The organism is Actinomycetospora corticicola, from assembly GCF_013409505.1.
Classification (GTDB): Bacteria; Actinomycetota; Actinomycetes; order Mycobacteriales; family Pseudonocardiaceae; genus Actinomycetospora; species Actinomycetospora corticicola.
In genome coordinates this window covers 1,004,725-1,030,557 of sequence record NZ_JACCBN010000001.1, presented here as the reverse complement: position 1 = coordinate 1,030,557, position 25,833 = coordinate 1,004,725, and the positions used below count along the sequence as shown (strand labels likewise).

The 25,833-nt window shown below is 74.5% G+C and carries 22 protein-coding genes; 12 read left to right on the top strand and 10 right to left on the bottom strand.

Features of this window, described 5'->3' with window-relative positions:
* Positions 1-55: 55 nt before the first annotated feature.
* Positions 56-499, bottom strand: coding sequence for a DUF3052 family protein (locus tag BJ983_RS04845; RefSeq protein ID WP_179792783.1), 444 nt, complete (start codon positions 497-499; stop codon positions 56-58).
* Between the two features lie 347 nt (positions 500-846).
* On the opposite strand from BJ983_RS04845, the gene aceE reads away from it, so the two are divergent.
* From aceE to BJ983_RS04805, 8 genes are all read left to right on the top strand, one after another.
* On the top strand, positions 847-3,633 hold the full coding sequence (gene aceE / locus BJ983_RS04840; protein WP_343053726.1) for a pyruvate dehydrogenase (acetyl-transferring), homodimeric type: 2,787 nt from the start codon (positions 847-849) through the stop codon (positions 3,631-3,633).
* A 213-nt stretch (positions 3,634-3,846) separates the two neighbouring features.
* Entirely contained in the window at positions 3,847-4,050 is a 204-nt protein-coding gene (locus BJ983_RS04835) for a cold-shock protein (protein WP_018331418.1), read from the top strand.
* Positions 4,051-4,187: 137 nt separating this feature from the next.
* The gene (locus BJ983_RS04830; protein ID WP_179792781.1) at positions 4,188-5,462 is read left to right on the top strand and encodes a PucR family transcriptional regulator; all 1,275 of its coding nucleotides are present in this window, start codon (positions 4,188-4,190) and stop codon (positions 5,460-5,462) included.
* 173 nt (positions 5,463-5,635) lie between these two features.
* Positions 5,636-6,571, top strand: a complete 936-nt coding sequence (locus BJ983_RS04825) for an acyltransferase domain-containing protein (RefSeq protein ID WP_179792780.1) — start codon at positions 5,636-5,638, stop codon at positions 6,569-6,571.
* The gene (locus BJ983_RS04820; RefSeq protein ID WP_179792779.1) at positions 6,568-7,551 is read left to right on the top strand and encodes a beta-ketoacyl-ACP synthase 3; all 984 of its coding nucleotides are present in this window, start codon (positions 6,568-6,570) and stop codon (positions 7,549-7,551) included. Before BJ983_RS04825 ends, BJ983_RS04820 begins: the two co-directional genes overlap by 4 nt.
* Positions 7,552-7,598: 47 nt before the next feature.
* Complete coding sequence (locus tag BJ983_RS04815; protein ID WP_018331414.1) at positions 7,599-7,841, top strand: acyl carrier protein; 243 nt, start codon at positions 7,599-7,601, stop codon at positions 7,839-7,841.
* The gene (locus BJ983_RS04810) at positions 7,838-9,100 is read left to right on the top strand and encodes a beta-ketoacyl-ACP synthase II (protein ID WP_179792778.1); all 1,263 of its coding nucleotides are present in this window, start codon (positions 7,838-7,840) and stop codon (positions 9,098-9,100) included. Before BJ983_RS04815 ends, BJ983_RS04810 begins: the two co-directional genes overlap by 4 nt.
* A gap of 127 nt (positions 9,101-9,227) precedes the next feature.
* On the top strand, positions 9,228-10,139 hold the full coding sequence (locus BJ983_RS04805; protein WP_218890114.1) for a hypothetical protein: 912 nt from the start codon (positions 9,228-9,230) through the stop codon (positions 10,137-10,139).
* Between the two features lie 35 nt (positions 10,140-10,174).
* Here the strand turns inward: BJ983_RS04805 and BJ983_RS04800 are convergent, their stop codons facing one another.
* Both BJ983_RS04800 and BJ983_RS04795 read right to left on the bottom strand, forming a co-directional pair.
* A complete protein-coding gene (locus BJ983_RS04800) occupies positions 10,175-10,759 on the bottom strand; it encodes a hypothetical protein (protein WP_179792776.1) in 585 nt (194 codons plus the stop codon).
* A gap of 22 nt (positions 10,760-10,781) precedes the next feature.
* A complete protein-coding gene (locus BJ983_RS04795; protein WP_179792775.1) occupies positions 10,782-11,279 on the bottom strand; it encodes a DUF3145 family protein in 498 nt (165 codons plus the stop codon).
* A gap of 194 nt (positions 11,280-11,473) precedes the next feature.
* On the opposite strand from BJ983_RS04795, the gene BJ983_RS04790 reads away from it, so the two are divergent.
* Complete coding sequence (locus BJ983_RS04790; RefSeq protein ID WP_179792774.1) at positions 11,474-12,739, top strand: MFS transporter; 1,266 nt, start codon at positions 11,474-11,476, stop codon at positions 12,737-12,739.
* Positions 12,740-12,809: 70 nt separating this feature from the next.
* Here BJ983_RS04790 and BJ983_RS31515 read toward each other — a convergent pair whose 3' ends face one another.
* Positions 12,810-12,944, bottom strand: coding sequence for a hypothetical protein (locus tag BJ983_RS31515; protein ID WP_281376259.1), 135 nt, complete (start codon positions 12,942-12,944; stop codon positions 12,810-12,812).
* A gap of 349 nt (positions 12,945-13,293) precedes the next feature.
* Here BJ983_RS31515 and BJ983_RS32100 point away from each other — a divergent pair, with 349 nt between their 5' ends.
* The gene (locus tag BJ983_RS32100) at positions 13,294-14,616 is read left to right on the top strand and encodes a diguanylate cyclase (RefSeq protein WP_179792773.1); all 1,323 of its coding nucleotides are present in this window, start codon (positions 13,294-13,296) and stop codon (positions 14,614-14,616) included.
* Positions 14,617-14,646: 30 nt separating this feature from the next.
* Here the strand turns inward: BJ983_RS32100 and BJ983_RS04780 are convergent, their stop codons facing one another.
* The gene (locus BJ983_RS04780; RefSeq protein ID WP_179792772.1) at positions 14,647-15,828 is read right to left on the bottom strand and encodes an acyl-CoA dehydrogenase family protein; all 1,182 of its coding nucleotides are present in this window, start codon (positions 15,826-15,828) and stop codon (positions 14,647-14,649) included.
* Positions 15,806-16,276: an NUDIX domain-containing protein gene (locus BJ983_RS04775; RefSeq protein ID WP_179792771.1), complete on the bottom strand. Its 471-nt coding sequence runs from the start codon at positions 16,274-16,276 to the stop codon at positions 15,806-15,808. Before BJ983_RS04775 ends, BJ983_RS04780 begins: the two co-directional genes overlap by 23 nt.
* A gap of 68 nt (positions 16,277-16,344) precedes the next feature.
* Here BJ983_RS04775 and BJ983_RS04770 point away from each other — a divergent pair, with 68 nt between their 5' ends.
* Positions 16,345-17,406 (top strand): carboxylate-amine ligase, encoded by a 1,062-nt coding sequence (locus BJ983_RS04770; RefSeq protein ID WP_179792770.1) that lies wholly within the window; start codon positions 16,345-16,347, stop codon positions 17,404-17,406.
* A gap of 19 nt (positions 17,407-17,425) precedes the next feature.
* On the opposite strand, the gene BJ983_RS04765 is transcribed toward BJ983_RS04770, so the two are convergent.
* Both BJ983_RS04765 and BJ983_RS04760 read right to left on the bottom strand, forming a co-directional pair.
* Entirely contained in the window at positions 17,426-18,940 is a 1,515-nt protein-coding gene (locus BJ983_RS04765; protein WP_179792769.1) for a DUF2867 domain-containing protein, read from the bottom strand.
* A gap of 44 nt (positions 18,941-18,984) precedes the next feature.
* Positions 18,985-19,200: a hypothetical protein gene (locus tag BJ983_RS04760; RefSeq protein WP_179792768.1), complete on the bottom strand. Its 216-nt coding sequence runs from the start codon at positions 19,198-19,200 to the stop codon at positions 18,985-18,987.
* Positions 19,201-19,692: 492 nt separating this feature from the next.
* Between BJ983_RS04760 and BJ983_RS04755 the strand changes: the two genes are divergently transcribed.
* Positions 19,693-19,947: a WhiB family transcriptional regulator gene (locus tag BJ983_RS04755; RefSeq protein WP_179792767.1), complete on the top strand. Its 255-nt coding sequence runs from the start codon at positions 19,693-19,695 to the stop codon at positions 19,945-19,947.
* Between the two features lie 132 nt (positions 19,948-20,079).
* On the opposite strand, the gene BJ983_RS04750 is transcribed toward BJ983_RS04755, so the two are convergent.
* Together BJ983_RS04750 and BJ983_RS04745 are read right to left on the bottom strand one after the other, a co-directional pair.
* Positions 20,080-21,000, bottom strand: coding sequence for a DUF2188 domain-containing protein (locus BJ983_RS04750; protein ID WP_179792766.1), 921 nt, complete (start codon positions 20,998-21,000; stop codon positions 20,080-20,082).
* A 95-nt stretch (positions 21,001-21,095) separates the two neighbouring features.
* The gene (locus BJ983_RS04745) at positions 21,096-25,793 is read right to left on the bottom strand and encodes a cation-translocating P-type ATPase (protein ID WP_179792765.1); all 4,698 of its coding nucleotides are present in this window, start codon (positions 25,791-25,793) and stop codon (positions 21,096-21,098) included.
* Between the last annotated feature and the right edge of the window lie 40 nt (positions 25,794-25,833).

The following is a 25,833-nucleotide window of genomic DNA, read 5'->3' as shown; positions in this document are numbered from 1 at the left end:
GCGTGCGTCTCCTCGTGAGGGTGGTCCGGCTGGTGCACCGGCCACCCTATCGACCTCAGCGCCGTCCCTTGCTCCCCGACTTCGGAGCCACGAGCCGGGTGCCGACCCAACCGTCGGAGATGTTGACGTTGGAGGTCTGCGAGAGCCCCGCCGTCGGCGCGGCCTCGGCGATCTCGGAGGGCTCCACGTGACCCTCGTGGCCGGTCTTGGGCGTGAGGACCCAGACCACGCCGTTGTCGGCGAGGGGCGAGCGGGCGTCCATGAGGGCGTCGACGAGGTCACCGTCGTCGTCCCGCCACCACATGAGCACCACGTCGACGACCTCCTGCGCGTCCTCGTCGAGGAGATCTTCGCCGCAGCGTTCCTCGATCGCGGACCGGACGTCGTCGTCGACGTCGGAGCCCCAGCCCACTTCCTGGACGATCATCCCCGGCTCGACCCCGAGCTTGCTGGCCAGATCACTCCGGCTGCCGTCGGAGTCCCCCGCGGCCGCGACCACGTCTCCCGTCCCTCCTCCGTGTCCGGGCGGACCTCGACGGGTCCGCCTCCCACGACACCCCGCCGGGGCGTCGTGACGCACAGCGAACACGGCCGGGGTTCGGTACGCAACCAGCCACGCGGCCGGGGGTGTCGACGACGTCACGTCGTCGCGTTACTCGACGCGTGCGGGCTACCCGTCGGTAGAGATGACGTTCCGGCGACACGGGGTGACCATGGAGGGGCCCGACGGTGAACTCGCGGGCAGAATCGGTTCCGATCGTCCGCGTCACACCCGACCGGCGGGCCCACGAGCACGAGGAGTGGCAGCAGTTGTCAGCGCAGAACGACTCCCGTAACGACAACCGCGTGCACGTCATCCGGGACGGGCTCTCCACGCACCTGCCCGACATCGACCCGGACGAGACCGCCGAGTGGATCGAGTCGTTCGACGGCGTGCTCGACTCGGCCGGCCAGCAGCGGGCACGCTTCCTGATCCTGCAGTTGCTGCAGCGCGCCCGCGAACGCCGCGTGGCCGTGCCGTCGCTGTTCTCCACCGACTACGTCAACACCATCCCCACCGACCAGGAGCCGTGGTTCCCGGGCGACGAGGAGACCGAGCGCCGCTACCGCGCCTGGATCCGCTGGAACGCCGCCGCGATGGTGCACCGCGCACAGCGCCCGGGCGTCGGGGTCGGCGGGCACATCTCCACCTACGCCTCGGCCGCCTCGCTCTACGAGGTCGGCTTCAACTGGTTCTTCCGCGGCAAGGACCACCCGGGCGGCGGCGACCACGTCTACATCCAGGGGCACGCCTCCCCCGGCATCTACGCCCGCGCCTTCCTCGAGGGGCGCCTCGGCGCCGAGCACCTCGACGGGTTCCGCCAGGAGCTCTCGCACGCCGGGCCGGGCGGCGGCCTGCCGTCGTACCCGCACCCCCGGCTCATGCCGTGGTTCTGGGAGCACCCGACGGTGTCGATGGGCCTCGGCCCGATCAACGCGATCTTCCAGGCCCGCTTCGACAAGTACCTGCACAACCGCGGCCTGAAGGACACCTCCCAGCAGCACACCTGGGCGTTCCTCGGCGACGGCGAGATGGACGAGCCGGAGTCGCGCGGCGCCATCCACGTCGCCGGCGCCGAGGGCCTGGACAACCTCACCTTCGTCGTCAACTGCAACCTGCAGCGCCTCGACGGGCCGGTGCACGGCAACGGCAAGGTCATCCAGGAGCTCGAGTCGTTCTTCCGCGGCGCGGGCTGGAACGTCGTCAAGGTGATCTGGGGCCGCGAGTGGGACCGGCTGCTGCACGCCGACCGCGACGGCGCCCTGATCAACCTCATGAACACCACGCCGGACGGCGACTTCCAGACCTACAAGGCCAACGACGGCGCCTACGTCCGCGAGCACTTCTTCGGGCGCGACCCGCGCACGAAGGAACTCGTCAAGGACCTCTCCGACGACGACGTCTGGAACCTCAAGCGCGGCGCGCACGACTACCGCAAGGTCTACGCCGCCTACCAGGCCGCGCTGGAGCACGAGGGACGCCCGACGGTCATCCTCGCCAAGTCGATCAAGGGCTACACGCTCGGCCCGACGTTCGAGGGCCGCAACGCGACCCACCAGATGAAGAAGCTGACGCTGCAGGACCTCAAGACCTTCCGCGACGAGGTCCGCGTGCCCATCAGCGACGCCGAGCTCGAGCGCGACCCCTACCTGCCGCCGTACTACCACCCGGGCAAGGAGGCGCCCGAGATCCAGTACATGCTCGAGCGCCGCCGCCAGCTCGGCGGCCCCTCCCCCGAGCGCCGCCTGCGGAACAAGCCGCTGGTGCTGCCCGGCGACAAGGCCTACGACGTCGTCAAGCGCGGCTCGGGCAAGCAGGAGATCGCCACGACGATGGCGTTCGTCCGGCTGGTCAAGGAGCTGACCCGCGACGAGGGCATCGGCAAGCGGGTCGTCCCGATCATCCCGGACGAGGCCCGCACCTTCGGGATGGACTCGTTCTTCTCCAACCTGAAGATCTACAACCCGCTGGGCCAGCTCTACACCTCGGTCGACGCCGACCAGCTGCTCGCCTACCGCGAGTCCGAGACCGGGCAGCTGCTCCACGAGGGCATCAACGAGGCCGGCTCGGTCGCCTCGTTCACCGCGGTCGGCACGTCCTACTCGACGCACGGCGAGCCGATGATCCCGATCTACATCTTCTACTCGATGTTCGGGTTCCAGCGCACCGGCGACGGTATCTGGGCCGCGGCGGACCAGATGGCGCGCGGCTTCCTGCTCGGCGCGACGGCGGGTCGGACCACGCTGGTCGGCGAGGGCCTGCAGCACAACGACGGGCACTCGCACCTGCTCGCGGCGACCAACCCCGCCGTCGTGGCCTACGACCCGGCGTTCGCGTTCGAGATCGGGCACATCGTCCGCGACGGCCTGGAGCGGATGTACGGCCAGGACGACCAGGAGTCCCCGCCCGCGGAGCCGGACCACGAGGCCGCGGCGTCGACCCGCCGCGACCCGAACGTCCTGTACTACCTGACCGTCTACAACGAGCCCTACCGGCAGCCGGCCGAGCCCGACGGGGTCGACGTCGACGGGCTGCTGCGCGGCCTCTACCGCTACGCCCAGGCCCCCGGCGGGCCGGGACCGCGCGCCCAGATCCTCGCGTCCGGCGTCGCGATGACGTGGGCGCAGCGGGCCCAGGAGATGCTCGCGAGCGAGTGGGGCGTGCAGGCCGATCTGTGGTCGGCCACCTCCTACGGAGAGCTGCGCCGCGACGGGGTGGCCTGCGAGCAGCACAACCAGGCCCACCCCGAGGCCGAGGCCCGCACGCCGTACGTGACCACCGCGCTCGCGGAGGCGGCCGGTCCCGTCGTCGCGGTCTCGGACTGGATGCGCGCCGTGCCCGACCTCATCCGCCCCTGGGTGCCCGGTGACTACACGACGCTCGGCACCGACGGCTTCGGGCTCTCCGACACCCGGCCCGCCACCCGGCGGCACTTCGGGGTGGACGCCGAGAACGTCGTCGTCGCCGTGCTGGCCGCACTCGCGCGGCGCGGGGAGGTCGACCAGTCGACGGTGCGGGACGCCGCGGCGCGCTACCAGATCCACGACCCGCAGGCGGCCGGGCCGCAGGAGTCGGACAGCGGCGTGGCGTGATCACCCCGTCCCCGTGACCGAGCGGTGACTTTTCGGCGCTCGGGGCTGGATTCCTCCCCCGGGGGTGCCGCTAGGCTGTGGCCGACCGCCCGCTCCCACCTCGTAGCCAACGAGACGAGCGGCGGGTCCGGCGGTTGGAGTACATCGCTCCGGCGGCGGCTTGAAGGCCGGGGGCAGGAAGAAGCCCCTGGGACATCGGTATGAGGAGCAGGAATGGCAGAAGGCACCGTCAAGTGGTTCAACAGCGAGAAGGGCTTCGGCTTCCTCGCTCCCGACGGTGGTGGCGCTGACGTCTTCGTCCACTACTCGGCGATCCAGTCTCGTGGGTTCCGGACCCTGGACGAGGGGCAGCGCGTCTCGTTCGACGTCGAGCAGGGCCAGAAGGGCCTGCAGGCCGTTCAGGTCACGCCGCTGTAAGTAGCGCGTACACGCGTTCACCACGAGCGGGGCTCCGTCCGGCAGCTGATGCCGGGCGGGGCCCCGTTCGTCGTTCCACCCCGGAGTCCCGGCTACGAGTTCCGGCTCCGGGTCCCGGCTCCGACGAGGGAGGTCCGATGGCCCCGGTCTCCGCGGACACCTTCCGTCGTCTGGAGCTCGCCACCGGCGGTATCGCCGGGGCCGGTGTCGCGGAGATGTCCGCCCGGCTCCCCTGGTTCGACCGCCTCACCGCCGACCAGCGGGCCGGGGTCCTCATGGTCACCCAGCTCGGCGCCGCCAACTTCGTCGCCTGGCTCCGCGATCCCGACGCGACGCCCCGCCTCACCGCCGAGGCCTTCCGCAGCGCCCCGCCCGACCTCGCGCGGCAGATGACGCTCCGCCAGACCGTCGAGCTCGTCCGCATCGCCACCGAGGTCTTCGAGGAACGCATCCCCGCCCTCGGCGGCAGCCGCACCGAGCGGGCCACCCTCGTCGCCGCCGTGCTGCGCTTCGGCCGCGAGGTCGCCTTCGCCGCCGCCACCGTCTACGCGTCGGCCGCCGAGGCGCGCGGGGCCTGGGACGCCCGCCTCGAGGCCCTCGTCGTCGACGCCGTGGTGCGCGGCGACAGCAACCCCGGGGACTCGGCGGGCGCGGTCCTCTCCCGCGCCGCCGCCCTCGGCTGGGATCCGGCGGCCCGGGCACGGGTGCTGGTCGGCAACCCGCCCGCGACCGACCCCGACCCCCGGCGCCCCTCCGGTCCCGACCCGCTGCACGGTGTCCGCCGCGCCGCCTACCGCGCCGGGGCCGCGGTGCTGCTGGGCGCCCACGGCCGCCACCTGCTGATGATCATGTCCGCGGACGAGGAACGAGCTCCCGATCATGCATCCGAGCACGCCGATAGGGGGGGCGGATTGCGCGGGGAGTCGAAGGCGGTCCTCACGCTCACCGACGCGTTCGGCCCCGGCCCCGTGGTGGCCGGGCCCGTCGTGGGCGGCCTGCTGGAGGCCCACGAGTCGGCGGCGCGGGCGCTCGCCGGCCACCGCGCGGTGGCGGCGTGGCCCGGCGCGCCCCGGCCCGTCGACGCCGAGGACCTGCTCCCGGAGCGGGTGCTCGCCGGGGACCGCACGGCCGTGACCACGCTCGTCGAGGAGGTCGCCCGCCCGCTGCGCGAGGCCGGGGGCGCCCTCACCGAGACCGTCGAGTCCTACCTGGACCACGCCGGCGTGCTGGAGGCGTGCGCACGGACCCTCTACGTGCACCCCAACACCGTGCGCTACCGCCTCCGACGAGTGGCCGACCTCACCGGCTCCCACCCCGGCGACGCGCGCGGGTCGGCGTTGTTGCGAATGGCCATCGCGCTCGACCGGCTCCGTGCGGGCGACAGCACACCGGAGCCGGACGCGACACTCTGACCTGCGCCGACACCGTTGCCCGACCGGCACCGCACGAGAGCGGCCGAGACGACCGATCGCGCACGACCCGTCGTCGGGACGGGGTCGTTGTAGGAACCCGACAACGAACCCGGAGGAGGATTCGTCGCCCGACGTGCTGCTGCCGACCACCCGCCCGTGATGGAGTACGTGCCGTGATCGCGATCCTCGCGCCCGGCCAGGGCGCCCAGAAGCCGGGGATGCTGGCGCCGTGGCTGGAGCGGCCCGGCGCCCGGGAGCGGCTGGCCGAGTTCTCCACCGCCGCCGGGCTCGACCTCGAGCACCTGGGCACGGAGGCCGACGCCGAGGCGATCGCGGACACCGCCGTGACGCAGCCGCTGCTGGTCGCGAGCGCGCTGCTGTCGTGGGAGGCGCTGCGGGACGAGGCCGGCGGGCTCCCCGAGGGGACGGTCGTGGCCGGGCACTCGGTGGGCGAGATCGCCGCCGCAGCCATCGCCGGCGTGCTCGCGGCGGACCGTGCGGTCGCGCTCGCCGCCGTCCGCGGCCGGGAGATGGCGGCCGCCTGCGCGGTCGAACCGACGAGCATGGCCGCGGTCCTCGGTGGGGACTCCGACGAGGTGCTGCGCGTGCTCGCCTCCCGCGACCTCGAGCCGGCCAACCGCAACGGGGCCGGTCAGGTCGTCGCGGCCGGCCGCACCAGCGACATCGAGGCGCTCGCCGCCGAGCCGCCGGAGGGGGCCCGGGTCCGCCCGCTCGCCGTCGCCGGCGCGTTCCACACCCGCTTCATGGAGCCGGCCGAGAAGGCGCTGGCCTCGTGGGTCGCGGAGCACCGCTCCGAGCTCGCCCCGGCCGACCCGACGACGCCCCTGCTCTCCGACGCCGACGGCGCCGTCGTCACCTCCGGGGACGACATGCTCGACCGGCTCGTCGCGCAGGTGACGCTCTCGGTGCGGTGGGACGCCTGCATGGACACCCTGCGCGAGCGCGGCATCACCGCCGCGGTCGAGCTCACCCCCGCCGGCACGCTGACCGGCATGGTCAAGCGTCAGATCAAGGGCACCGCCACCGTGAACGTCTCCACCCCCGAGCACCTCGCGTCCGCCGTCGAGACCCTGCGGGGGACCTCGTGACGTCCCTGCGCACCGCTCCCCCGGTCGCCGGGGCCCGCATCATCGGGCTGGGCAGCTCCCAGCCCGACCGCGTCGTCACCAACGACGAACTGGCGCAGCGCGTCGCCACCGACGACGCCTGGATCCGCAGCCGCGTCGGCATCGTCGAGCGCCGGTTCGCCGCCGAGTCCGACTCGGTGGTCTCCATGGGGGCCGACGCCGGGTCGAAGGCCCTCGCCGACGCCGGGCTCGCCCCCACCGAGCTCGACGCCGTGATCGTCGCGACCTGCACGATGCCGAACCCCATCCCGAACGCGGCGGCCCAGCTCTCGGACCGCATCGGCGTCAACGGGATCGCGGCATTCGACCTCAACGCGGCCTGCGCCGGGTTCTGCTACGGCGTCGGCGTCGGGGCGGACATGATCCGGGCCGGCAGCGCGCGCAACGTCCTCGTCGTCGGGTCGGAGAAGCTCACCGACTGGCTGGACATGGACGACCGCAGCGTCTGCATCATCTTCGCCGACGCCGCGGGGGCCGCGGTCCTGACGGCGGCCGGGACGCCCGAGGAGGTCGGGGTCGGTCCCGTCGTCCTCGGCGCGGCCGGCGACCTCGTCAAGACCATCGGCATCGACGAGCAGAACTACCTCCGCCAGGAGGGCCAGGCGGTGTTCCGCTGGGCCACCACCAAGATCGCGCCGGTGGCGCTGCAGGCGATCGAGCGGGCCGGGCTCACCCCCGCCGACATCGACGTCCTCGTGCCGCACCAGGCGAACCTCCGGATCGTCGAGGCGATCGCGAAGAAGCTCCGCGCCGAGGGCGCCCGCGACGACCTCGTGGTCGCCGACGACATCGTGCACTCCGGCAACACCAGCTCCGCGTCGATCCCGATGGCGATCGACCACATGCGCGCCGCCGGCCGCGTGCGGTCCGGGGACGTCGCCCTGCTGGTCGGCTTCGGCGCCGGTCTGTCGTACGGCGGCCAGGTCGTCGTCCTCCCCTGAGGTCCTCCCCTAGCCTTCCCGCAGCACCCGTCAAGGAAAGGAGCCCCGTGGCTTCCAAGGAAGAGATCCTGCCCGACCTCGCGAGCATCGTCGAGGAGGTGGCCGGCGTCGACGCCTCCGAGGTCACCCCGGAGAAGTCGTTCGTCGACGACCTCGACATCGACTCGCTCTCCATGGTCGAGATCGCCGTCCAGGCCGAGGACAAGTTCGGGGTCAAGATTCCCGACGACGAGCTCGCGAAGCTCACCACGGTGTCCGACGCCGTCGACTACATCTCCTCCCACTCGTGAGCGCCGCCGGCCAGGGGGTCGTCGTCACCGGGATGGGAGCGACGACCCCGCTCGGCGGAGACGTGCAGTCCACCTGGGACGGTCTCCTGGCCGGTGCCAGCGGGACGCGGCCCCTCTCCGAGGACTACGCCCGCTTCGACCTGCCCGTCGACTTCGCCTCGCAGCTCGCCGTCGAGCCGTCCGAGGTCATCAAGCGCGTCGAGCTGCGTCGCCTCGACCGCTCGGAGCAGGTCGCGATCATCGCGGCCCGCCAGGCCTGGGAGCACGCCGACCTCGGCGACTACCCCTCGACCGACGGCGGCTCGCCCAAGGTCGACGGGCTCCGGCTCGCCGTCATCATCGGCACCGGCATCGGTGGGGCGACCACCCTGCTGGACCAGGACGACCTGCTCGAGCAGCAGGGCCTGCGCAAGGTCGCCGTCCTGACGATCCCGATGCTCATGCCCAACGGACCCGCGGCCCACGTCGGCCTCGAGTTCGGCGCGGCCGCCGGCATCCACGCCCCGGTCTCGGCCTGCGCCTCCGGCGCCGAGGCGATCGCCTGGGCGTGGCGGATGCTGCAGGCGGACGAGGTCGACGTCGTCGTCGCCGGTGGCGCCGAGGCGTGCATCGCGCCGATCACGCTCGCCGGCTTCTGCCAGGCGCGGACCATGGCCCACGACTGGGACGACCCGACGCAGGCCTCCCGCCCGTTCGACGCGAAGCGCAACGGCTTCGTACTCGGTGAGGGCGCCGGCATGGTCGTCCTCGAGCGGGCCGAGTTCGCCGAGGCCCGCGGCGCGACGATCCACGGCCGGCTCGCCGGCATCGGGACCAGCGCGGACGCGTACCACATCACTGCCCCCGACCCCGAGGGCACGGGCCAGTCCCGCGCCATCGCGGCGGCCCTCCGGACGGCGGGTCTCGACCCGTCCGACGTCGGGCACGTCAACTGCCACGCGACGTCGACCCCGGTCGGCGACGTGGCCGAGACGGTCGCGGTGCGCAAGGCGATCGGCGACCACCCGGTGCTCACCGCGCCCAAGGGCTCGCTCGGTCACCTGCTCGGCGCCGCCGGTGCCGTGGAGGCGATCGCGACGATCCTGTCGGTCAAGGAGGGCCTCGTCCCGCCGACCGCCAACCTCACCGACCTCGACGGCGACGTCGCGCTCGACGTGGTGTCCGGCGAGGCGCGGAAGATCTCCCTCGACGCGGCCGTGAACGACTCGTTCGGCTTCGGCGGGCACAACGTGAGTTTGTGCTTCGCACGTGAGCACTAAAGGTCGCTATCGCGACCTCTAGTGCTCACAAGCCGGAGGCACATGGAACCGATCGGCGCCCGGATCCCTCCAAGCCCATGTGGACGAACTCGACGCATGGCAGCGGCTCCGGCGTGATCAGCACGAGGTGGCGAGCCTCCGGCAGCTCCTGGCGCAGGGCTTCACGCGCAGCGCGATCCGCGCGAACGTGGCAGCCCGGCGCTGGGTGCCGCTCCTGCACGGGGTGTACGCGCTCGTCACGGGCCCTCCCACCCCCATGATGTGGCGGTGGGCTGCCCTGCTCTTCGTGCGCGGTCCCGTCCTCCTGAGCCATGGGTCCGCGGCCGCCGTGCTCGGACTGCGCGGCGGCCGGGACGACGGGCCCGTGCACGTGACCGTGCCCTACGGGTCCTCGGCCCGCGGCTGCGCGAACCTGGTTGTGCACCGCAGTCGCGCCTTCGCCCATCTCGGCGTGGAGCGTGGCGGTCTCCCGGTCACGTCGGCGGTCGTCACCCTCGTCGACCTCTCCGTAGAGGCACCGACCGCGAAGGAGGGCATGCGGGTCCTGACGGCAGGTGCGGCGGCGTCGAGGGTCCCTCCCGAGAAGATCCTGGAGTTCCTCGAGCTCCGACCGCCCCGCCGCTACGGGAAGGCTCTCCTGGCCGCCGCGCGGCTCCTGGTGGACGGCGTGGGGTCCGTGCTCGAGGCCGAGTACGCCACCGACATCGAGCAGGCCCACCAGCTCCCCACCGGCGTCCGTCAGGTGCACCATCGGGTGGAGGACACGAACCGCTACGAGGACGTCGAGTACCGCATGCCACTCGGCACACTCACCGTGCGTCTCGACGGCTGGATCACGCACGCCACCCGCAGGACCGCGCGGAGCGACCGGGCGCGGGACAACGCGGCCGAGCTCGAGGGCCGGGGGCGGATGACCTTCGGGTGGGAGGAGGTCCACGACTGCAGCTGCACGACCGCCCGGCTGATCTGGAGCCGCCTCGTCCAGCTCGGCTGGGACCAGCCGTTCGTCCCGTGTGCGCGCTGCGCAGGTGAGCACTAACGGTCGCGATAGCGACCGTTAGTGCTCACAAGGCGTTAGCCACAGGGAGTCCGCAACGAACTGCCCGCCGCCGGGTCGACGAGCTTGAGCTCCCCCCGCTCGGTCACGACCGTCAGCGACACCTGCCAGCACAACCGCGCGGCCGGCACGTCCGGCGGGGCGGCGGCGGGGTCCTGGGTGGTGATCCAGCCGGTCGGGACGACGTACTCGCCCCCGCCGACCGGATCGATGCGCCGCAGGATCACCGAACCGATCTTCACGGTCCGGTTCCGGTCGGCGAACTGCGCCTGTGAGACCCCCGCGACCGAGGTCGCCGACGAGGTGGCCACCCAGCCCACGTAGTCGTCGGCGTTGCGGGCCTCGACCTGCTTCGCGACGAGGTCGCGGATCTCGGCCGCGCGGGGGAAGAGGGCCGCGGAGGGCGAGAGCGCGACGGTGGGCGGGCCCGCCGACCCGTCGTCGGGAAGAGCGATGCCGGCGAGCGCGGGACCGGTGTCGCCGAGGGCGTCGCGGGCCGTGTCGGCGGCGCGGGCGGCGAGCAGCGCCGCGACCGTCCCGAGCGCTGCGAGCACCAGCACCAGGGCGATCGGCACGGTCACCGCGGGCCGCAGGAGTCGCATGGACCCATCGAACCAGCCCGGCTCAGCCGACCTGGTGGAGCCACCCCACGGCCGCGCCCTCGCCGGCGAAGCGGTAGGGCTCCAGCGCGTCGTCCCACCGGCGGCCGAGGAGCTCGTCGAGGCGGTGGTGGAGGGCGTCGGGCCCGGTCCGGCGCGCGGCGGCCATGGCCGAGCGCAGCTGGTCCTCGCCGATGACGACGTCGCCGTTGGCGCTCGTGCGGCCGTGCCAGAGCCCCAGGCCGGGCACGTGCGAGTACCGCTCGCCGTCGGTGCCGGGGCTCGGGTCCTCGGTGACCTCGAACCGGAGCATGCCCCAGGCCCGCAGCGCGCTCACGAGCCGCGCAGCGGTGCCGACGGGCCCCGTCCAGGAGCATTCGGCTCGCATCTGGCCGGGAGCGGCTTCCTGCTTGCTCCAGTCCAGCTGAACACGGGCGTCCAGGACGCCCGAGATGGCCCACTCGACGTGCGGATTGACCGCAGGCGGCGACGAGTGGACGTAGACCACGCCACGGGTGCTCACTGCTGACCTCCGGTCGAGACGAGAAGCGTCTTCCCCAACGTCCTCGAACTCGGTCCTCGGGCTTCGCGATGACCAACCGGTGCAGCAGTGTGCCCTGTGATGCCCCTGGTACGCCAGTGCACCGCGTGCCTCGGCGTGTCGCGGGCACGCACGGCGTGGATCTCGACCGGCCGTTCGCCTAGCGTGATCCGACGATGACGGGGGGCGACCAGCGGGGGGACGACCGTCCGGCGACGTTCCGCGACGCGCTCGCCGTCCCGGCGTTCCGGTGGCTCTGGCTCGGACAGCTGCTCTCGATCCTCGGCGACCAGGTCGCCCGCGTCGCGCTCTCGGTGCTCGTCTTCGACCGCACCGGCTCGGCCGCGCTCACGGCGCTCACCTACGCGCTGACCTTCCTGCCCGACCTCGTCGCCGGCCCCCTGCTCTCCGGGCTCGCCGACCGGTTCCCCCGTCGCCGCGTCATGGTCGTCACCGACGTCGCCCGCGCGGCACTGGTCGCCGCCATGGCCGTGCCGGGGATGCCGCTGCCGGCCCTCGCCACGCTGCTGGTCGCGGGGCAACTGCTCGCCGCCCCGTTCCTCGCGGCGCGCTCGGCGATCCTGCCCCACCTGCTCGGCGGCGACCGCTACGTCGCCGGAACCGCCGTCATCAGCACCACCTACCAGGTGGCACAGGTCCTCGGGTTCGCCCTCGGCGGCCCCCTGGTCGCACTCCTCGGGGTCTCCCCCGCGCTCGCGATCAACGCGGCGACGTTCGTCGTCTCCGCGGTCGTCCTGCGGCTCGGCGTGCCCGAGCAGCGGGCCCTTCCCGACGACGGGGCGGCGCGGTCCGGGCTGCGCGGCGAGGCCGCGCGGGTGGTCGCGGGCGCGCGCGTCGTGGGCTCCGACCCGCGCCTGCGCTCGCTCATCGGGCTGGCCTGCATCTCGGCCTTCGTCGTCACCGTCGAGGGCCTGGCGGCGCCCTATGCGGCGGAACTCGGGGCCGGCGCGGCCGCGGTGGGCCTCCTGCTGGCGGCGAACCCGCTCGGGCAGGTGCTGGGCATCCTGCTGCTCACCCGGCTCGTGGCCCCGCACCGGCGGGGGCGGCTGATCGGGCCGCTGGCGGTCGCGTCCTGCGTCCCGCTGGTGGTCTCGGCCTTCGGACCGCCGCTGTGGGTGCTGGTCGGCGCCTGGGTGGTCTCGGGGATGGCGTGCGCCTACCAGGTCCCGGCGAACGCGACCTTCGTGGCGAGCGTCGACGACGCCCGGCGCGGGCAGGCGTTCGGCCTCGCGGTGACGGCGTTGCGGGTGACCCAGGGCCTCGGGGTGCTCCTGGCCGGCCTGCTCGCCCAGCGCACGGCACCGTCGACGGCCGTGGCCCTCGGCGGGGTGGTCGGCGTCGTCGTCGCGCTGCTGGCCGCCCGCGCGTGGTCCCGCGCCTCCGCGGGGGTGGACCGGGAGACACCCGACGAGGTCGGGTGAGGACGCACGAGAGCCGGCCGGCGCCCCGGGAGGGGGCGCGGCCGGCGGCTCGGAGGCGTGGGCGCTGCGGTCAGCGCCAGTGGGCGTCGCGCCAGTGCGCGTCCCGCACCCAGTTCGAGTCGTCCCCGCGCACGGCGCCGCGGACCCAGTTGGAGTCGTCGCCCGTCAGTGCGGCGCGGACCCAGTTCGAGTCGTCGTGGAGCATGGGTGTCCCTTTCGTCGTCGCGCCCCGTGACCCACGGGGCGCCGCTGAGGAGCCCTCCACTGTCACGTACCGTGACCACTCGGAGAGCCCCATGACGGAGGTCTCGATGACTCTCCGCTGTCGGCCGACTCCAGCCTGTCAAGTGTGGCTATGGGTGACCAGACGGCGACCAGGCGTCAGCCAACCAGGTGATCCGCCACGAAAGGGTGATCCACTGGCCCGCCCCCGGGGGTGACCCCGGTACCGTGAGCCTCGTCGGGCGGCCGTTCTCCCCTCGCGATCCGGGGGGTCGCGCCAGCCGTCCGGACACATCGGACCGGCGACCACCCAGCCCCGGAGGCAACAGAACGTGACCGCAGGCCGCGGGGACGCACCCGGTGGTGGCACCTCGGTCGTCACCCGTCGCGACCGGTCGCGTGCCCTCGCCCTGCTCCCTCCCCGGTGGACCCTGTGGTCGCTGCGCCCGCGGGCCCTGGCCTACGTCCTCACCGTCGACGTCCTCGCCCTCGTCGTGGCCGTCGCGGCGTTCGTGTGGCGGCCGGTGGTCGGCCGCGACTGGGTCGTGGTGGCCCTGCTGTTCGTCGGCGTGGCCGTGCACGCGGAGGCCGCCCGCCACATCGAGCGGGTCCGGATCACCCGGGACGACCGGCCGTTCATCGACCTGAAGTCGATGTGGACCTTCGCCGGGCTGCTGCTGGTCCATCTCGGGCCGGCCCTGGTGCTGGTCACCGCCACGTTCGTCTACTGGTACGTCCGCAACGAGCAGCACCCGCCCCTGCACCGCTGGTTCTTCTCCTGGGCCACCGTGATGCTCGGGACGGGCGCCGCCTCCCTGGTGCTCCTCGACATCGACCGCGGCCGCCTGCTCGTCTCCACGGCCGGCCCGCTGGGGCTCGTGGTGGTCGCGCTGGCGGCGATCGTGCGCTGGACGGTGAACCACGGGCTGGTCGTCGGGATCATCCTGCTGATGAGCGCGCCGACGCCGTCGGTGCGCCGCCACCTCGCGAGCCCCTCGGACACGCTGCTCGGCCTCGGGGCGCTCGCCCTGGGGGCCGCGCTGGCCGTCCTGGCGTCGGTCTCGCCGTGGCTGGTCCCGATCCTGCTCGTCCCCGTGATCATGCTCCACCGCGGCGTGCTCGTGGACCAGTTCCGCCAGGCGTCGCGCACCGACCCGAAGACCGGGCTGGTCAACGGCGCGGCCTGGGCCGAGATCGCCGCGAAGGAGATCGACCGCGCCCGCCGGCACCACATCGGGCTGGCCGTGCTGATGGTCGACCTCGACAACTTCAAGGCCGTGAACGACGCGCACGGGCACCTCGCGGGCGACGAGGTGCTGCGGGCCGTGGCGGCGGCGCTGTCGGCCGAGGTCCGGGCCTACGACGCGGTCGGCCGGTTCGGCGGCGAGGAGTTCGTCGTGCTGCTCTCCGGGGTCGACACGGCGTCGGCGACGCGCGCGGCGGAGCGGCTCCGCGGCCGGATCGGCGGCCTCGAGGTCGCCGTCGACGGCGCGGGGGGCGGCCGCCGCATCGGCGGGCTGACCGCGTCGGTCGGCTGCGTGGTCAGCCCGACGGCGAGCGGGGGCGTCGAGGAACTCGTGGGCGCGGCCGACGCCGCGCTCTACGAGGCCAAGCGGGGCGGGCGCAACCGGCTGGTCTGCGCCCCGCCCGCCTGACCCGACGCCTACCCGCCGTCGGGACGAGCCCTACCGGAACGCGGCCAGGCCGGTGAGCGACTGACCGATCGACAGGGCGTGCATCTCCTCGGTGCCCTCGTAGGTCAGCACCGTCTCGAGGTTCGTCATGTGCCGGAACACCGGGTACTCGAGGGTGATGCCGTTGCCGCCGAGCACGGTCCGGGCGGTGCGCGCGACGTCCAGCGCGGCGCGGACGTTGGCCATCTTGCCGAAGCTGACCTGGGTCGGGTGCAGCTCGTGCGCGTCCTTGAGCCGCCCGATCCGGGCCGCCGTGAGCCCCGCCTGGTTGACCGCCACGACCATGTCGGCGAGCTTGCGCTGGGTCAGCTGGAACCCCGCGATGGGCTTCCCGAACTGCTCGCGGCTGAGCGCGTACTCCAGGGCCGCCTCGTAGCAGGCGCGCGCCGCGCCGACCGCACCCCAGAGGATCCCGTAGCGGGCCTCGTTGAGGCACGACAGCGGGCCCTTGAGCCCGGTGACCTCGGGGAAGACCGCGTCGGCCGGCAGCCGCACGCCCTCGAGCACGAGCTCGGCGGTGAGCGAGGCGCGCAGGGAGAGCTTGTGCTTCACCTCGTTCGCGGTGAACCCGGGGGTGTCGGTCGGCACGACGAAGCCGCGGATGCCCTTGCTGCCCTGGTCGGGGTCGGTCTGTGCCCACACCACGGCGACCTCGGCCAGCGTCCCGTTGGTGATCCACATCTTGCCGCCGTCGAGGACCCAGTCGTCCCCGTCCCGGCGGGCGCGGGTGCGCATCGAGCCGGGGTCGGACCCGGCGTCGGGCTCGGTCAGCCCGAAGCAGCCGAGCGCCTCGCCGGCGGCCATCCGCGGCAGCCACTCCTGCTTGTGCTCCTCGGAGCCCCAGCGGTGGATCGCGAACATCGCGAGCGAGCCCTGCACCGACACGAACGACCGCAGCCCCGAGTCGACCGCCTCCAGCTCGCGGCAGGCCAGGCCGTAGCTCGTCGCGTTCGTGCCCGCGCAGCCGTACCCCTCGAGGTGCATCCCGAGCAGGCCCATCGCGCCCAGGCCCTTGGCGATGTCCCGCGGCAGGGTGTTCGACTCGTACCACTCGCTGATGCGGGGGGCGAGCTCCGCGGCGGCGTAGTCGCGCACCGCGTCGCGGATGTCGCGCTCCTCCGCGGTCAGCTCGGCGTCGACGGCGAGGAAGTCACTGGGGTCCGGAGCGCTCATGCGACCACGCTAGGCGTCGACCCCAGAACGCGGCGAATCCCGGGTGGAGGTCCAGGTCACCCACCTGCGCGAGTGGCACCCACCGCAGCTCCGAGGCCTCGCCGTCGAGCGGCTCCAGCGGCACCGGCGTCTCCAGCGAGGCCTGCACCGTGACGTAGCTCCAGCCGCCGTGGTCGTCGGTCGAGCTCGTCCCGACGACGGGTCGGGCCGGGTCGAGCCCCGTCTCCTCCGCGGTCTCGCGCAGCGCCGTCTCGACCGCGGTCTCCCCCGCGTCCCGGGCGCCGCCGGGGATGCCCCAGGTGTTCCCGTGGTGGCTCCAGAAGATCCGGTGCGCGAGGAGCAGGTGGTCCTCCGCGACGAGGAACAGCCCCGCGGCGCCGTACCGGCCCCAGTGCCGATGGCCCTCCTCGCACCGTACCCAGCCGTCGCCGCTCGCTCCTCGTGACACCCGATCTCCCGTTCGTCCACCGACCCCTGCTGGGAACATCCCCGGTCGTGGACACATCGACACGGCACATGGGCGTCGAGGAAGAGCTGCTGCTCGTCGATCCCGACGACGGGAGCCCCCTCGGCCTGGCAGCGGCCGTGCTGCCCGCCGCGGACGACCTGGACGGCGAGATGCGCGCCGAGCAGGTGGAGACCGGCTCCGTCCCGCACGTCGACGCCGGGGCGCTCGCGGCCGATCTCCGGTGGCGGCGGGGCGACGCCGCCCGAGCGGCGAAGACGACCGGCGCGGCCCTGGCCGCCCTCGCCACCTCCCCCGTGCCTCCCGGCCCCGCGACGTCGGTGGAAGGGCGCTACGGGCGCATCCTGGACCGGTTCGGCGCGGTCGCCACCGCCCAGCTGACCAACGGTCAGCATGTGCACGTCGAGATCGCCTCCCGCGCGGAGGGCGTCGGGGTCCTCGACCGCATCGGCGAGTGGCTGCCCGTGCTGCGCGCCCTCTCGGCGAACTCGCCGTTCTGGCGGGGCGAGGACACCGGCTACGCGAGCTACCGCTCCCTGGTCTGGGCGCGACTGCCCTCGGCCGGGCCGTCCCGGGTGTTCGGGTCCGAGGAGGCCTACGACGCGGCGGTCGAGGCGATGATGGCGACCGACACCATCGTCGACGACGCGATGGTGTACTTCGACGCGCGGCTGGCGGCGCGTTTCCCGACCGTCGAGGTCCGCGTCGCCGACGTCTCCCGCACCGTCGAGGACGCCGTGACGATCGCGCTGCTCGCACGGGCCCTGGTGTCCACCGCCGCGGCGGCCTGGGCGGCCGGCGAGCCGCCGACCAGCGCGCCGGTGGAGGCGCTGCGGCTGGCGCACTGGCGGGCCGCCCGGGCCGGGTGCGTGCACGCCGACGGCGAGACCGGCGTGCTCGTGCACCCGCGGACCGGGCGCCCGGTCCCGGCGCACGAGGCCGTGTCGGCACTGCTCGAGCACGTCGACCACGCGCTGGGGGACGACCGGGAGCTGGTGCAGGCCGGGATGGCCCGGGTGTTCGACGGGACGACGGGTGCCGCCGCGCAGCGGGCGGCCTTCGCCTCGGGTGGTCTGCGGGAGGTGGTGCGCTCCGCGGTCGTGGACCCGTGAGGCCTCGCCCGGCGGGTCGTCAGGTGGACTGCCGGCCGGACCGCTCGGCGGCGCGGAGCGCACCGCGCGCCATCGGGCCGAACGCGACGGGTGCTCCCACCCGCAGGCCCGCGCCGTAGGCGACCCCGGCCAGCCCGGACGGCGCGAAGGCGACCTCGAGGGTCAGGGCCGACCCTCCCCCGTCGTCGGGACGGACGGTGAAGGTGAGCCAGAGCCGCCCCGGCACCTTGAGGTCGGCGCGCAGCCGGACCGAGCGGAGCCCGCCGCCGTCGGTGAGCGACTCCACCCGCCAGCCGTCGATGACGTCGCCGACGACGAGGTCGCGGCCGTGCGGGCGGCCCCGGTAGCCCCCGACCCCGCCGAGCAGCTGGTCGGCACGTCCCAGGGCGCCGAACACGCCGGGCGGGGCGTACCAGCCGGTGTCGCCGCCGATCCGTTGCACCGCCCGCCACGTCGCGTCCGGCGACGCCGCGCCGTGGGCCGTGGTCGACCAGCGCCACGTGGCGCCACCGGAACCGATCGGGTCGGAGGGAAGCGCGAGCGCGGCGGGGCGGCCCGCCTGGCCGAGGACGGGTGTCGGGTCGTGGTCGGCGGGGTCGACGCCGTCGGCGCGCCGACCGAGGGCGGCGCGCACCGCGGCGCCGTAGGTGGTCGGGCCGCCGGGTGGGTCCCCGAGCAGGCGGCGGGAGTCGGCGAGGGACTCCGGGTCGCACACGAGCTCGTGGCGCAGCGACTCGATGAGCGGTTCGACGAGGCGGCGCGGCAGGGGCGAGAGCAGCTCCATCGCCATCGCGGCGACGACGGGGCCGCCGGGCGGGACGGGCAGCGGGACCGGGACCGCGACCCGCTGCGGGAGCCCCGCGAGCCGGGCGTAGCGCTGCACGAGGTCGAGGTAGGTCAGGACGTCCGGGCCTCCCACGTCGAGCCGCCGGTCGACCTCGGGCGGCAGCACGGTCGCGGCCACGAGGGCGTGGAGCACGTCGTCGACGGCGATCGGCTGGGTGCGGTGGGCGAGCCACGGGATGCCGGGCAGGACCGGGACCCGTTCCGCGAGGTAGCGGATCATCTCGAAGCTCGCCGAGCCGGACCCGACGACGATGCCGGCCTCCAGCGCCGCCGTCGGGACGGGCGAGGCCAGGAAGACGTCGGCGACCTCGGCGCGGGAGGCGAGGTGGCGGGAGGTGCCGGTGCCCGGCGGTGGGCGCAGGCCGCCGAGGTAGACGAGGCGTCCGACGTGGGCCGTGGTGGCAGCCGCGGCGACCGTACGCGCGGCCGCCCGGTCCCGTTCCGGGAAGTCGGACTGCTCGAGGGCGTGGGCGAGGTGCACGACGACGTCGGCGCCCCGCACCAGCTCCGCGACGGCGTCGGGGTCCTCGAGCGCGCCCGGCACGACGTCGACCGCGTCGGCCCAGGTGGTCAGCGCGAGCTTGTGCGGGGAGCGCACCAGGACCGTGACCTCGTCGCCCCGGTCCAGGAGCCGGGGCACGAGCCGGGTGCCGAGGTAACCGGTCGACCCGATGACGGCGCAGCGCATCGGATCATCCTGGCGTGACGCGACCGTCCGTGCTCGTGATCACGTCAACCCCGCACGTTCGGCTTGCCCTCCCGGTCCGCCCACCGCTGGTCGATCCCGATGATGCTCGGCCGCCCGTTGAAGATGCGGACCACCTGCCAGAGCCCGAGCACGCCCAGGACCAGGCCGATCAGGGGGTGGCCGAGGACGAACGCGACCAGGGCCGCGGCACAGATCGCCCCGACCACGATGTCGCGCAACGCCAGGACGATCGCCCGCATGTCACCCTCCGCCCGCACCCGGTGTCACCGGCATCACCGATCAGTGTGCCCCGCCGCGGAGCCCGATGCACGTACGGTGGTCAACGCGAGATCGTCACCGACCGCGACGCCGAACTGTGGTGCACATCACAGTTCGCTCCGACGTCGATCGGGACGACACTCGTTTGCTCGCGATGTTGTCCGGATATACGTGAAAGCCGGACAGCGTGAACGAGCGCTGTCGGTCCGAGATCGCTCCATGTCGGCGGGAAATCGCTGGACGCACGAGCGGATCGGACGGCCTGATGTCACGGGCGGCGGCGGTCCCACCCAGGGACCGGACTGCGGCCCGACATCGGTGTGTCCCGGCCGGCAGCACCCACCGACGACTGATCCCGTCACGGCGTCCGCACGACCAGGACGCCGGGCGCGCGAGCGTGCGCACGCGCCCGACGGGAGCACCACGGCACGCAGGCGACAGCACAGGCGACATCGGAAAGGACAGCAGGACCCATGGACTGGGAGCTCGCGGCATGCCGCGACCACGACCCCGAACTCTTCTTCCCCGTCGGCACCGAGGGCCCCGGGGCGGAGCAGTTGACCGCCGCGAAGTTCATCTGCGGCACCTGCCCGCTCCAGGCCGCGTGCCTGCGCTGGGCGCTCGACACCGGCCAGGAGGCCGGCGTGTGGGGCGGCACCTCCGAGGAGGACCGTCGCGACATGCGGCGGGCGCGCCTCGCGGGCCGCTCGCTGGGCGTCTCCGCCTGACGGAACGATCTGCACGCAGGGCCCGTCCCCGATACACCGGGGGCGGGCCCTTCGTCGTGGGTGGGCCCGGAACGAACGAAGGGCCCCTCCGGTCGAGTGGATCGACTGGAGGGGCCCTTCGCTGCAGGACGACTACCGGCGGCCGGTGGCCTTCCGGGCGGCCCCGGAGAGCAGCGCGCCCCCCGCGGAGACGACGGCCCCGGTGACGCTGAACGCGGTGCGCACCGCGAAACCCGCCACCTGACCGGCGATCCGCACCGGGTTGTACGACGGCGCGGCGGCGTTCGCCTGACGCGTCGCCTCCTCCACCGCGGCGTCGACCTTGCGGGCCTGGGCCTCGGTGACGCTGGTGATGTTGCCGGCGAGGTCGTCGCCGACGGTGTTCAGCTCACGGTCGACGCCCTGGCTGACGCGGGCGGCCCGGTCGCCACCCTCGACGGCCTTCTCGCCCGCCTCCTCGGCGGCCGCGCCGACCGTCTGGCCGGCACGCTTGCCGGCCCGCGCGGTGTCCTTGGCGATGCGCTCGCCGGCGCGGCTCGTGGTCTCCGCGACCTGCCCACCGCTGGCCTGCGCGATCGTGGCGGCATCCTCGGCCGCGGCCTGCACGGACTTGCCGTTCGTGGCGGCCTTCGCCTCGTCGGCGATGCCCTCGGCGCCGGCCTTCGCCTGCGCCGTGGCCTTCTTCGCCGAGGTCTCGGCGCGGTCGGCCACCTTCTCGCCGGTCGCCTTCGCGTCGGACGAGACGGCCTGCGCCGTTTTGCCCGCCTTGTCGGCGGCGGCCTTGCCCGTGGCACGGGCGCCGGCCACGGTGGCCTTGGCGGCGTTCTTCGGGGCCTCGGTGGCGGTGTCGGCGCCGGCCTTCACGGTCTGGCTCTCGCGGACCTTGCCGTCCGTGCCGTAGACGACGACCTTGCCGCCCCCGTCGTTCGACACGATCTCGGTCGCCCGCGCGACGGCCTCGACCTGGGTCGGCGCCTTCGCGCTGGCGCGCTGGGCGCCCTTCTTCAGCACCTGCCAGCCGTCGTCGGTCGGCTTCACGTCGCGGTCGGCCATGGCGGTTCCCACTACTCCCTGGTTCCGGGTGCGTTGCTACGCACAGTGTTCCCCGCCTGCGACCTGCACAAACACCACGGAGTGACCAGCGCCACTCACCCGGTCAGTGCAGCGGTGGCCTTCTCCTGCAGCGCCAGGTACCGGGCACCCGCCTCGTCGCGGACCTCGGCCAACCGCTCCAGCAGACCGGCGATCGCCGACCCCTCCGGCGCGATGACGTCGCCGTAGCGCTCGACCAGACCCGGGCCGACCATCGACGCCGCGGTGGCCACGGCCGCCGACCCGGCCGCCTGTCCCCAGGCGATCGGGCCCAGCGGGGTGCAGCCGAAGAACTGGCTCACGCCGGGCGTCTGCACGACCGCGAACAGCGCACCCGCCGAGATCACGGAGGCCCCGACGACGAGCGGGCTGCGGTGCCCGCCGGCCGCCACCGTCTGTCCGAGCTGCGTCCCGACGAGGGCCGCGAGCGCCACCGTGCGGGCCCGGGCCGGGCTGCCGTACGGCGTCGCCTGCGCCTGGATCCAGGCCAGCGTCGCGCCCCCGGCCGTGGCCGCCGCCCGCAGCGCGATCTCGCGGTTGAGGGCGTCGCCGAGCGACGCCTCGGGTCCCTCGGCCAGCAGCGACCGCGCGTCCCCCGGTGCCGGGGCGCGCACGGCCAGCGCCAGCGACGGGGCGAGGTCGGTGAGGAGGTTGACCAGCAGGAGCTGGCGGGCCGTCAGCGGCGAGGTCCCCGTGGTCGACGCCCCGAGGACGGTGAACGCGATCTCGCCGATGTTGCCGCCGACGAGCACGCCGAGCGCCTCGCGCACCGACGCCCACATGGCCCGGCCCTCGACGAGCGCCGCGAGGATGGTCTCGAGGCGGTCGTCGGTCACGACGAGGTCGGCGGCGGCCCGCGCCGCGGGCGTCCCGCGGCGGCCGAGCGCGATGCCCACGTCGGCCAGCCGGATCGCGGGGGCGTCGTTCGCGCCGTCGCCGGTCATGGCGACCGTGCGCCCGAGCCGCTGGAAGGCCTGGACCGCGCGGACCTTGTGCGCGGGCGTGCCGCGGGCGACCACGCGCACCGTCGGCAGGACCGCGTCCAGGGCGTCGTCGTCGAGCTCGTCCATCTCCTGACCGGTGATGACGATCCCGCCGTTCAGGACGTCGAGCTCCTCCGCCACGGCCTCGGCGGTGCTGGGGTGGTCGCCGGTGATCATGACGACCTGGACCCCGGCCTCGCGCAGGTCGCGCACGGTGGCCTGCGAGCCGGCGCGGACCGGGTCGGTGAAGCCGACGAAGCCGACGAAGCTGAGCTCGGCCACGTCGTCGTCGGTGACCTCGAGCCCGTGCTCGGGGGCGTCGCCCCACGGCCGCGACCGCTCGGCCACCGCGAGCACGCGCATGCCCTGGCCGGCCAGCAGGTCGGTGTGCTCCACGAGCCGCTGGCGCGCCTCGTCGTCGAGCTCGGTGCCGCCCCAGTCGACGCAGCGGGCGATGACGACCTCGGGGGCGCCCTTCACCGAGAGCACCTGCTCCTTGAGCCCCTCCTCGCTCCGGGCCTCGCCCAGCGTGGCGTGGTAGCCGCGGCTGGGGTCGAAGTCGAGCGAGGCCACCGGCCACCAGGCGGCGCGCTTGTGCTCGGGGTCGACGTCGAAGGACTGGGCCCCGAACACCACGGCGCGGTCGGTGAGGTGCGCGAGCCGCTCCCCCGCCTTCGGCCGCGGTGTCGCCCGCAGCGCCGCCGCGAGCACCCGCCGCTGCCGCTTGCGCAGCCGGTCGGTGGGCCGGAGCTTCACGCCGTCGGAGATCGCGGAGAGCGCGAGCTTGCCCTCGGTGAGCGTGCCGGTCTTGTCGAAGCACAGGACGTCGACGCGGCCGACGGCCTCGATCGTCTTCGGGTTCCGGACGAGGGCCCCTTCCGCACTGAGGCGGCGGGCGGAGGCCAGCTGCGCGGCGGAGACGATGAACGGCAGGCCCTCGGGCACCGAGGCGACGGCGAGGCCGACCCCGGAGTGCAGGTTCTGGTTCATCGGGAGGCCGCGCACGGCACCGGCCCCGACGACGGCGGCCGCGGACGCCAGCGCGAGCGGCGTGGTGATCTTCGTGATGCCGGAGAGCCGCTGGTCCACGCCCGCGACCGGGGCGTTCGCCCGGGCGGCGGCGGTCGACCGGCCGACCTCGGTCGACGACCCGGTGGCGACGACGACGGCGCGTCCCCGGCCGGTGGCGACGGTGGTGCCCTCGTAGAGCATCGAGCGCCGGTCGGCGACGGACCGCGCGATGACGGGTGCGGCGGTCTTCGGCACCGGCAGCGACTCGCCGGTCAGCGACGACTCGTCGAGCTCCAGGGCGTCGGCCCGCAGCACGCGGCAGTCCGCCGGCACCACGTCGTCCGGCCCCAGCTCGATGACGTCGCCCACGACGACGTCCTCGGCGGTGACGGCGACCGGCACCCCGTCGCGCAGCACCCGGGCCCGGGTCGACGAACGCTCCAGCAGGCCGGCCACGGCGCGGTCGGTGACCACGCGCTGGACCCCGCCGATGAGCGCGGAGGCGGCGGTGACGCCGACGACGATGGCGGCGTCGGCGATGGCGCCGATGGCCGCGGAGAGCACGGCGCCGCCCGCGAGCACCGGGGTCAGCGGGTTGTTGAGCTCCTCGATGAAGGCCCGCCCCAGCGAGGTGGTCTCCTCGGCGGCGGCCGGGTCCTCCCGGACGCGACGGGCCGCCTCGGCGGCGGTGAGCCCCTGCTCTCCTGCGTCGAGGCGGGTCAGCACGGTCTCGGCCGGCATGACGTGCCACGGCGTGCGGGAGACGCCCGGCACGAGGGTCTTGCGGCCCAGCTCCGAGGCCGACCAGGCCCCGGCCCCGAGCGCGACGCCGGCGGCGCCGTTCACCGCGAGGCCGGCGAGCGAGGCACCACGGGGCGCCGTCCCGGCCGTGGCCATCGCGGCGCCGAGCACGGTGCCCGCCCGGGCCAGCCCGACGGACCGGCCGGACGTCGCCTTCGCGACCTTGACCCCTTCGATGAGTAGGGCGGCCGTGGCGAGGTCGTCCCCGACCAGCACGTGGGCGCCCCAGGCCGGGATGCCGTCGGCGCGCGTGACCCCGATGCCGAGGTCGGCGGCGGCGAGCGCCCGACGGTCACGCGAGACCACGAGGACGCCTGCGCCCTCGAGCTGCAGCAACCGCACGGCCGTCGCCAGTCCCTCGCCGCCGGGGACCTGCCGGTCCACCGTGCGGCGGGTGGCGGGGACGGCGCCGTCGGCACCGGGCAGGGCCTCGGGGCCGGCCTCGCCGTCGGACTCGCCGTCGGACGCGGGGGCCGACGTCTGGTCCTCGGTCCCGACGACGAGCGTCAGGCCGGCCCGGCGGGCCGCCGCCCCGAGCGCCTCGGCCGCGGCGGCCGGCTCAGGGAGGGCGCCGACGACGGCCACCAGGGCCCGGTCGTCGGAGCCGCCGTGGGAGAGGCCGAGCACGACGGTCGCGCCGTCGGTGCGGAGCGCGTCGACCGCCTGGGCGACGACGGGCTCGTCCTCCTGCCCGGCGGGCAGCGGCGCGAGTGACCACCCGGCGTGGTGGGACGCGGTCCGGGTGGCGTCGGACGGGTCGAACAGCTCGTGCACCAGGGGCGTCAGCGACTCGACCGACACGGGGGTGCCGTCCGGGGCGGTCAGCCCGTCGCCGTCCACCAGCGCCAGGTCGCCCAGCATGAGCGCCCCGGTGGTCAGGGCGGAGGCGTCGAGCACCACGGTGTCGATGCGGTCCATCCGGCGCAGGACCGTCGGCTCGACGACCACGGCACCGCGGCGGGACAGCACCCGGCCGAACGTCGTCGCGAAGCCCTCGCGGCCCATCCGGCCCGCCTTGGGCAGGGTGGACAGCGCGACCCCGACGGCCCGTCGGGGGCCGCCGAGCGCGAGCGTGGTCCCGAAGCCACCGAGGGCGGCGAGACCGACCTGGTCGCCGTGCCGCTCGACCGGGCCGAGCGGGAACGGCACCGGCCGGGCGTCCAGCGTCGTCGCGTCGTCGGCGGCGGCGGTCACCTGCTCGGGGTCGGCCATCAGGCGCGGCTCGGCGCGGGTGAAGGCGTCGTGCGCCGCCCGCGCCTCGGCGATCTGCAGGGCGCGGTAGGCGGCGTCGACGAGCAGGCCCGTCGAGCCCTGGCCGAGGCCCTGGCCCGCGGCGTTGGTGAGGGCGAGCAGGATGTCCGCCCGCTGCCGCCCGAGGGCGCGCTCGACGGCGGCCCGCAGACGCGGCTGGTGGTCGACGAAGGAGGCCGCGGAGGCCAGCTCGACCGGCAGCGGCGTGCGACGCAGGATCGAGCCGATCCCGGCGGCGCCGAGACCGGCCAGGTCGGCGGCGAAGGTCGTGAGGGCCTGCGACACCGCGGTCGGCGAGTGGCCGCCCGCGGGGTGGGCGTCGCCGTCGGCGACCTGCTCCTGCTCCTCCAGCACCTCGACGAGGTCGACGAGGTCGTCCACCGTCTCGCCGAGGTCGTCGGCGCCGCCGGCGTCCTCGGCGAGGGCCACCACGACCACGCCGAGCGCGGCGTTCACGCTCGCCCAGTCGACCGCCGGGTGCGCGGTGAGGGCCTTCTCCACCGCGCGCAGCAGCTCCGAGCCCGACTCCCGGGCCGTCGCGGGCACGCCGATGTGGACCCGTCCGTCACCGCGCCACACCCGCCGTCCCCGGTACCGCGAGGGGTCCAGCGCGTCGACCGCGGCCCGGGCGACGCCCAGGGGGTCGGCCAGCCGGGCCAGCAGCGAACGGGAGGGCCGCGGGGTATCGACGATGCGGTCGGGGTGCATGGGGGGTGGGACTCGTCCTTTCGACACACGAACGTGCGGG

Coding starts and splice junctions, on each gene's coding strand:
- BJ983_RS04835 (WP_018331418.1), top strand. CDS start 3,847: ATGGCAGAAGGCACCGTCAAGTGGTTCAACAGCGAGAAGGGCTTCGGC.
- BJ983_RS31515 (WP_281376259.1), bottom strand. CDS start 12,944: ATGCTCCACGACGACTCGAACTGGGTCCGCGCCGCACTGACGGGCGAC.
- BJ983_RS04830 (WP_179792781.1), top strand. CDS start 4,188: ATGGCCCCGGTCTCCGCGGACACCTTCCGTCGTCTGGAGCTCGCCACC.
- BJ983_RS04790 (WP_179792774.1), top strand. CDS start 11,474: ATGACGGGGGGCGACCAGCGGGGGGACGACCGTCCGGCGACGTTCCGC.
- BJ983_RS04750 (WP_179792766.1), bottom strand. CDS start 21,000: ATGGCCGACCGCGACGTGAAGCCGACCGACGACGGCTGGCAGGTGCTG.
- BJ983_RS04755 (WP_179792767.1), top strand. CDS start 19,693: ATGGACTGGGAGCTCGCGGCATGCCGCGACCACGACCCCGAACTCTTC.
- BJ983_RS04765 (WP_179792769.1), bottom strand. CDS start 18,940: ATGCGCTGCGCCGTCATCGGGTCGACCGGTTACCTCGGCACCCGGCTC.
- BJ983_RS04770 (WP_179792770.1), top strand. CDS start 16,345: ATGGGCGTCGAGGAAGAGCTGCTGCTCGTCGATCCCGACGACGGGAGC.
- BJ983_RS04800 (WP_179792776.1), bottom strand. CDS start 10,759: ATGCGACTCCTGCGGCCCGCGGTGACCGTGCCGATCGCCCTGGTGCTG.
- BJ983_RS04745 (WP_179792765.1), bottom strand. CDS start 25,793: ATGCACCCCGACCGCATCGTCGATACCCCGCGGCCCTCCCGTTCGCTG.
- BJ983_RS04780 (WP_179792772.1), bottom strand. CDS start 15,828: ATGAGCGCTCCGGACCCCAGTGACTTCCTCGCCGTCGACGCCGAGCTG.
- BJ983_RS04760 (WP_179792768.1), bottom strand. CDS start 19,200: ATGCGGGCGATCGTCCTGGCGTTGCGCGACATCGTGGTCGGGGCGATC.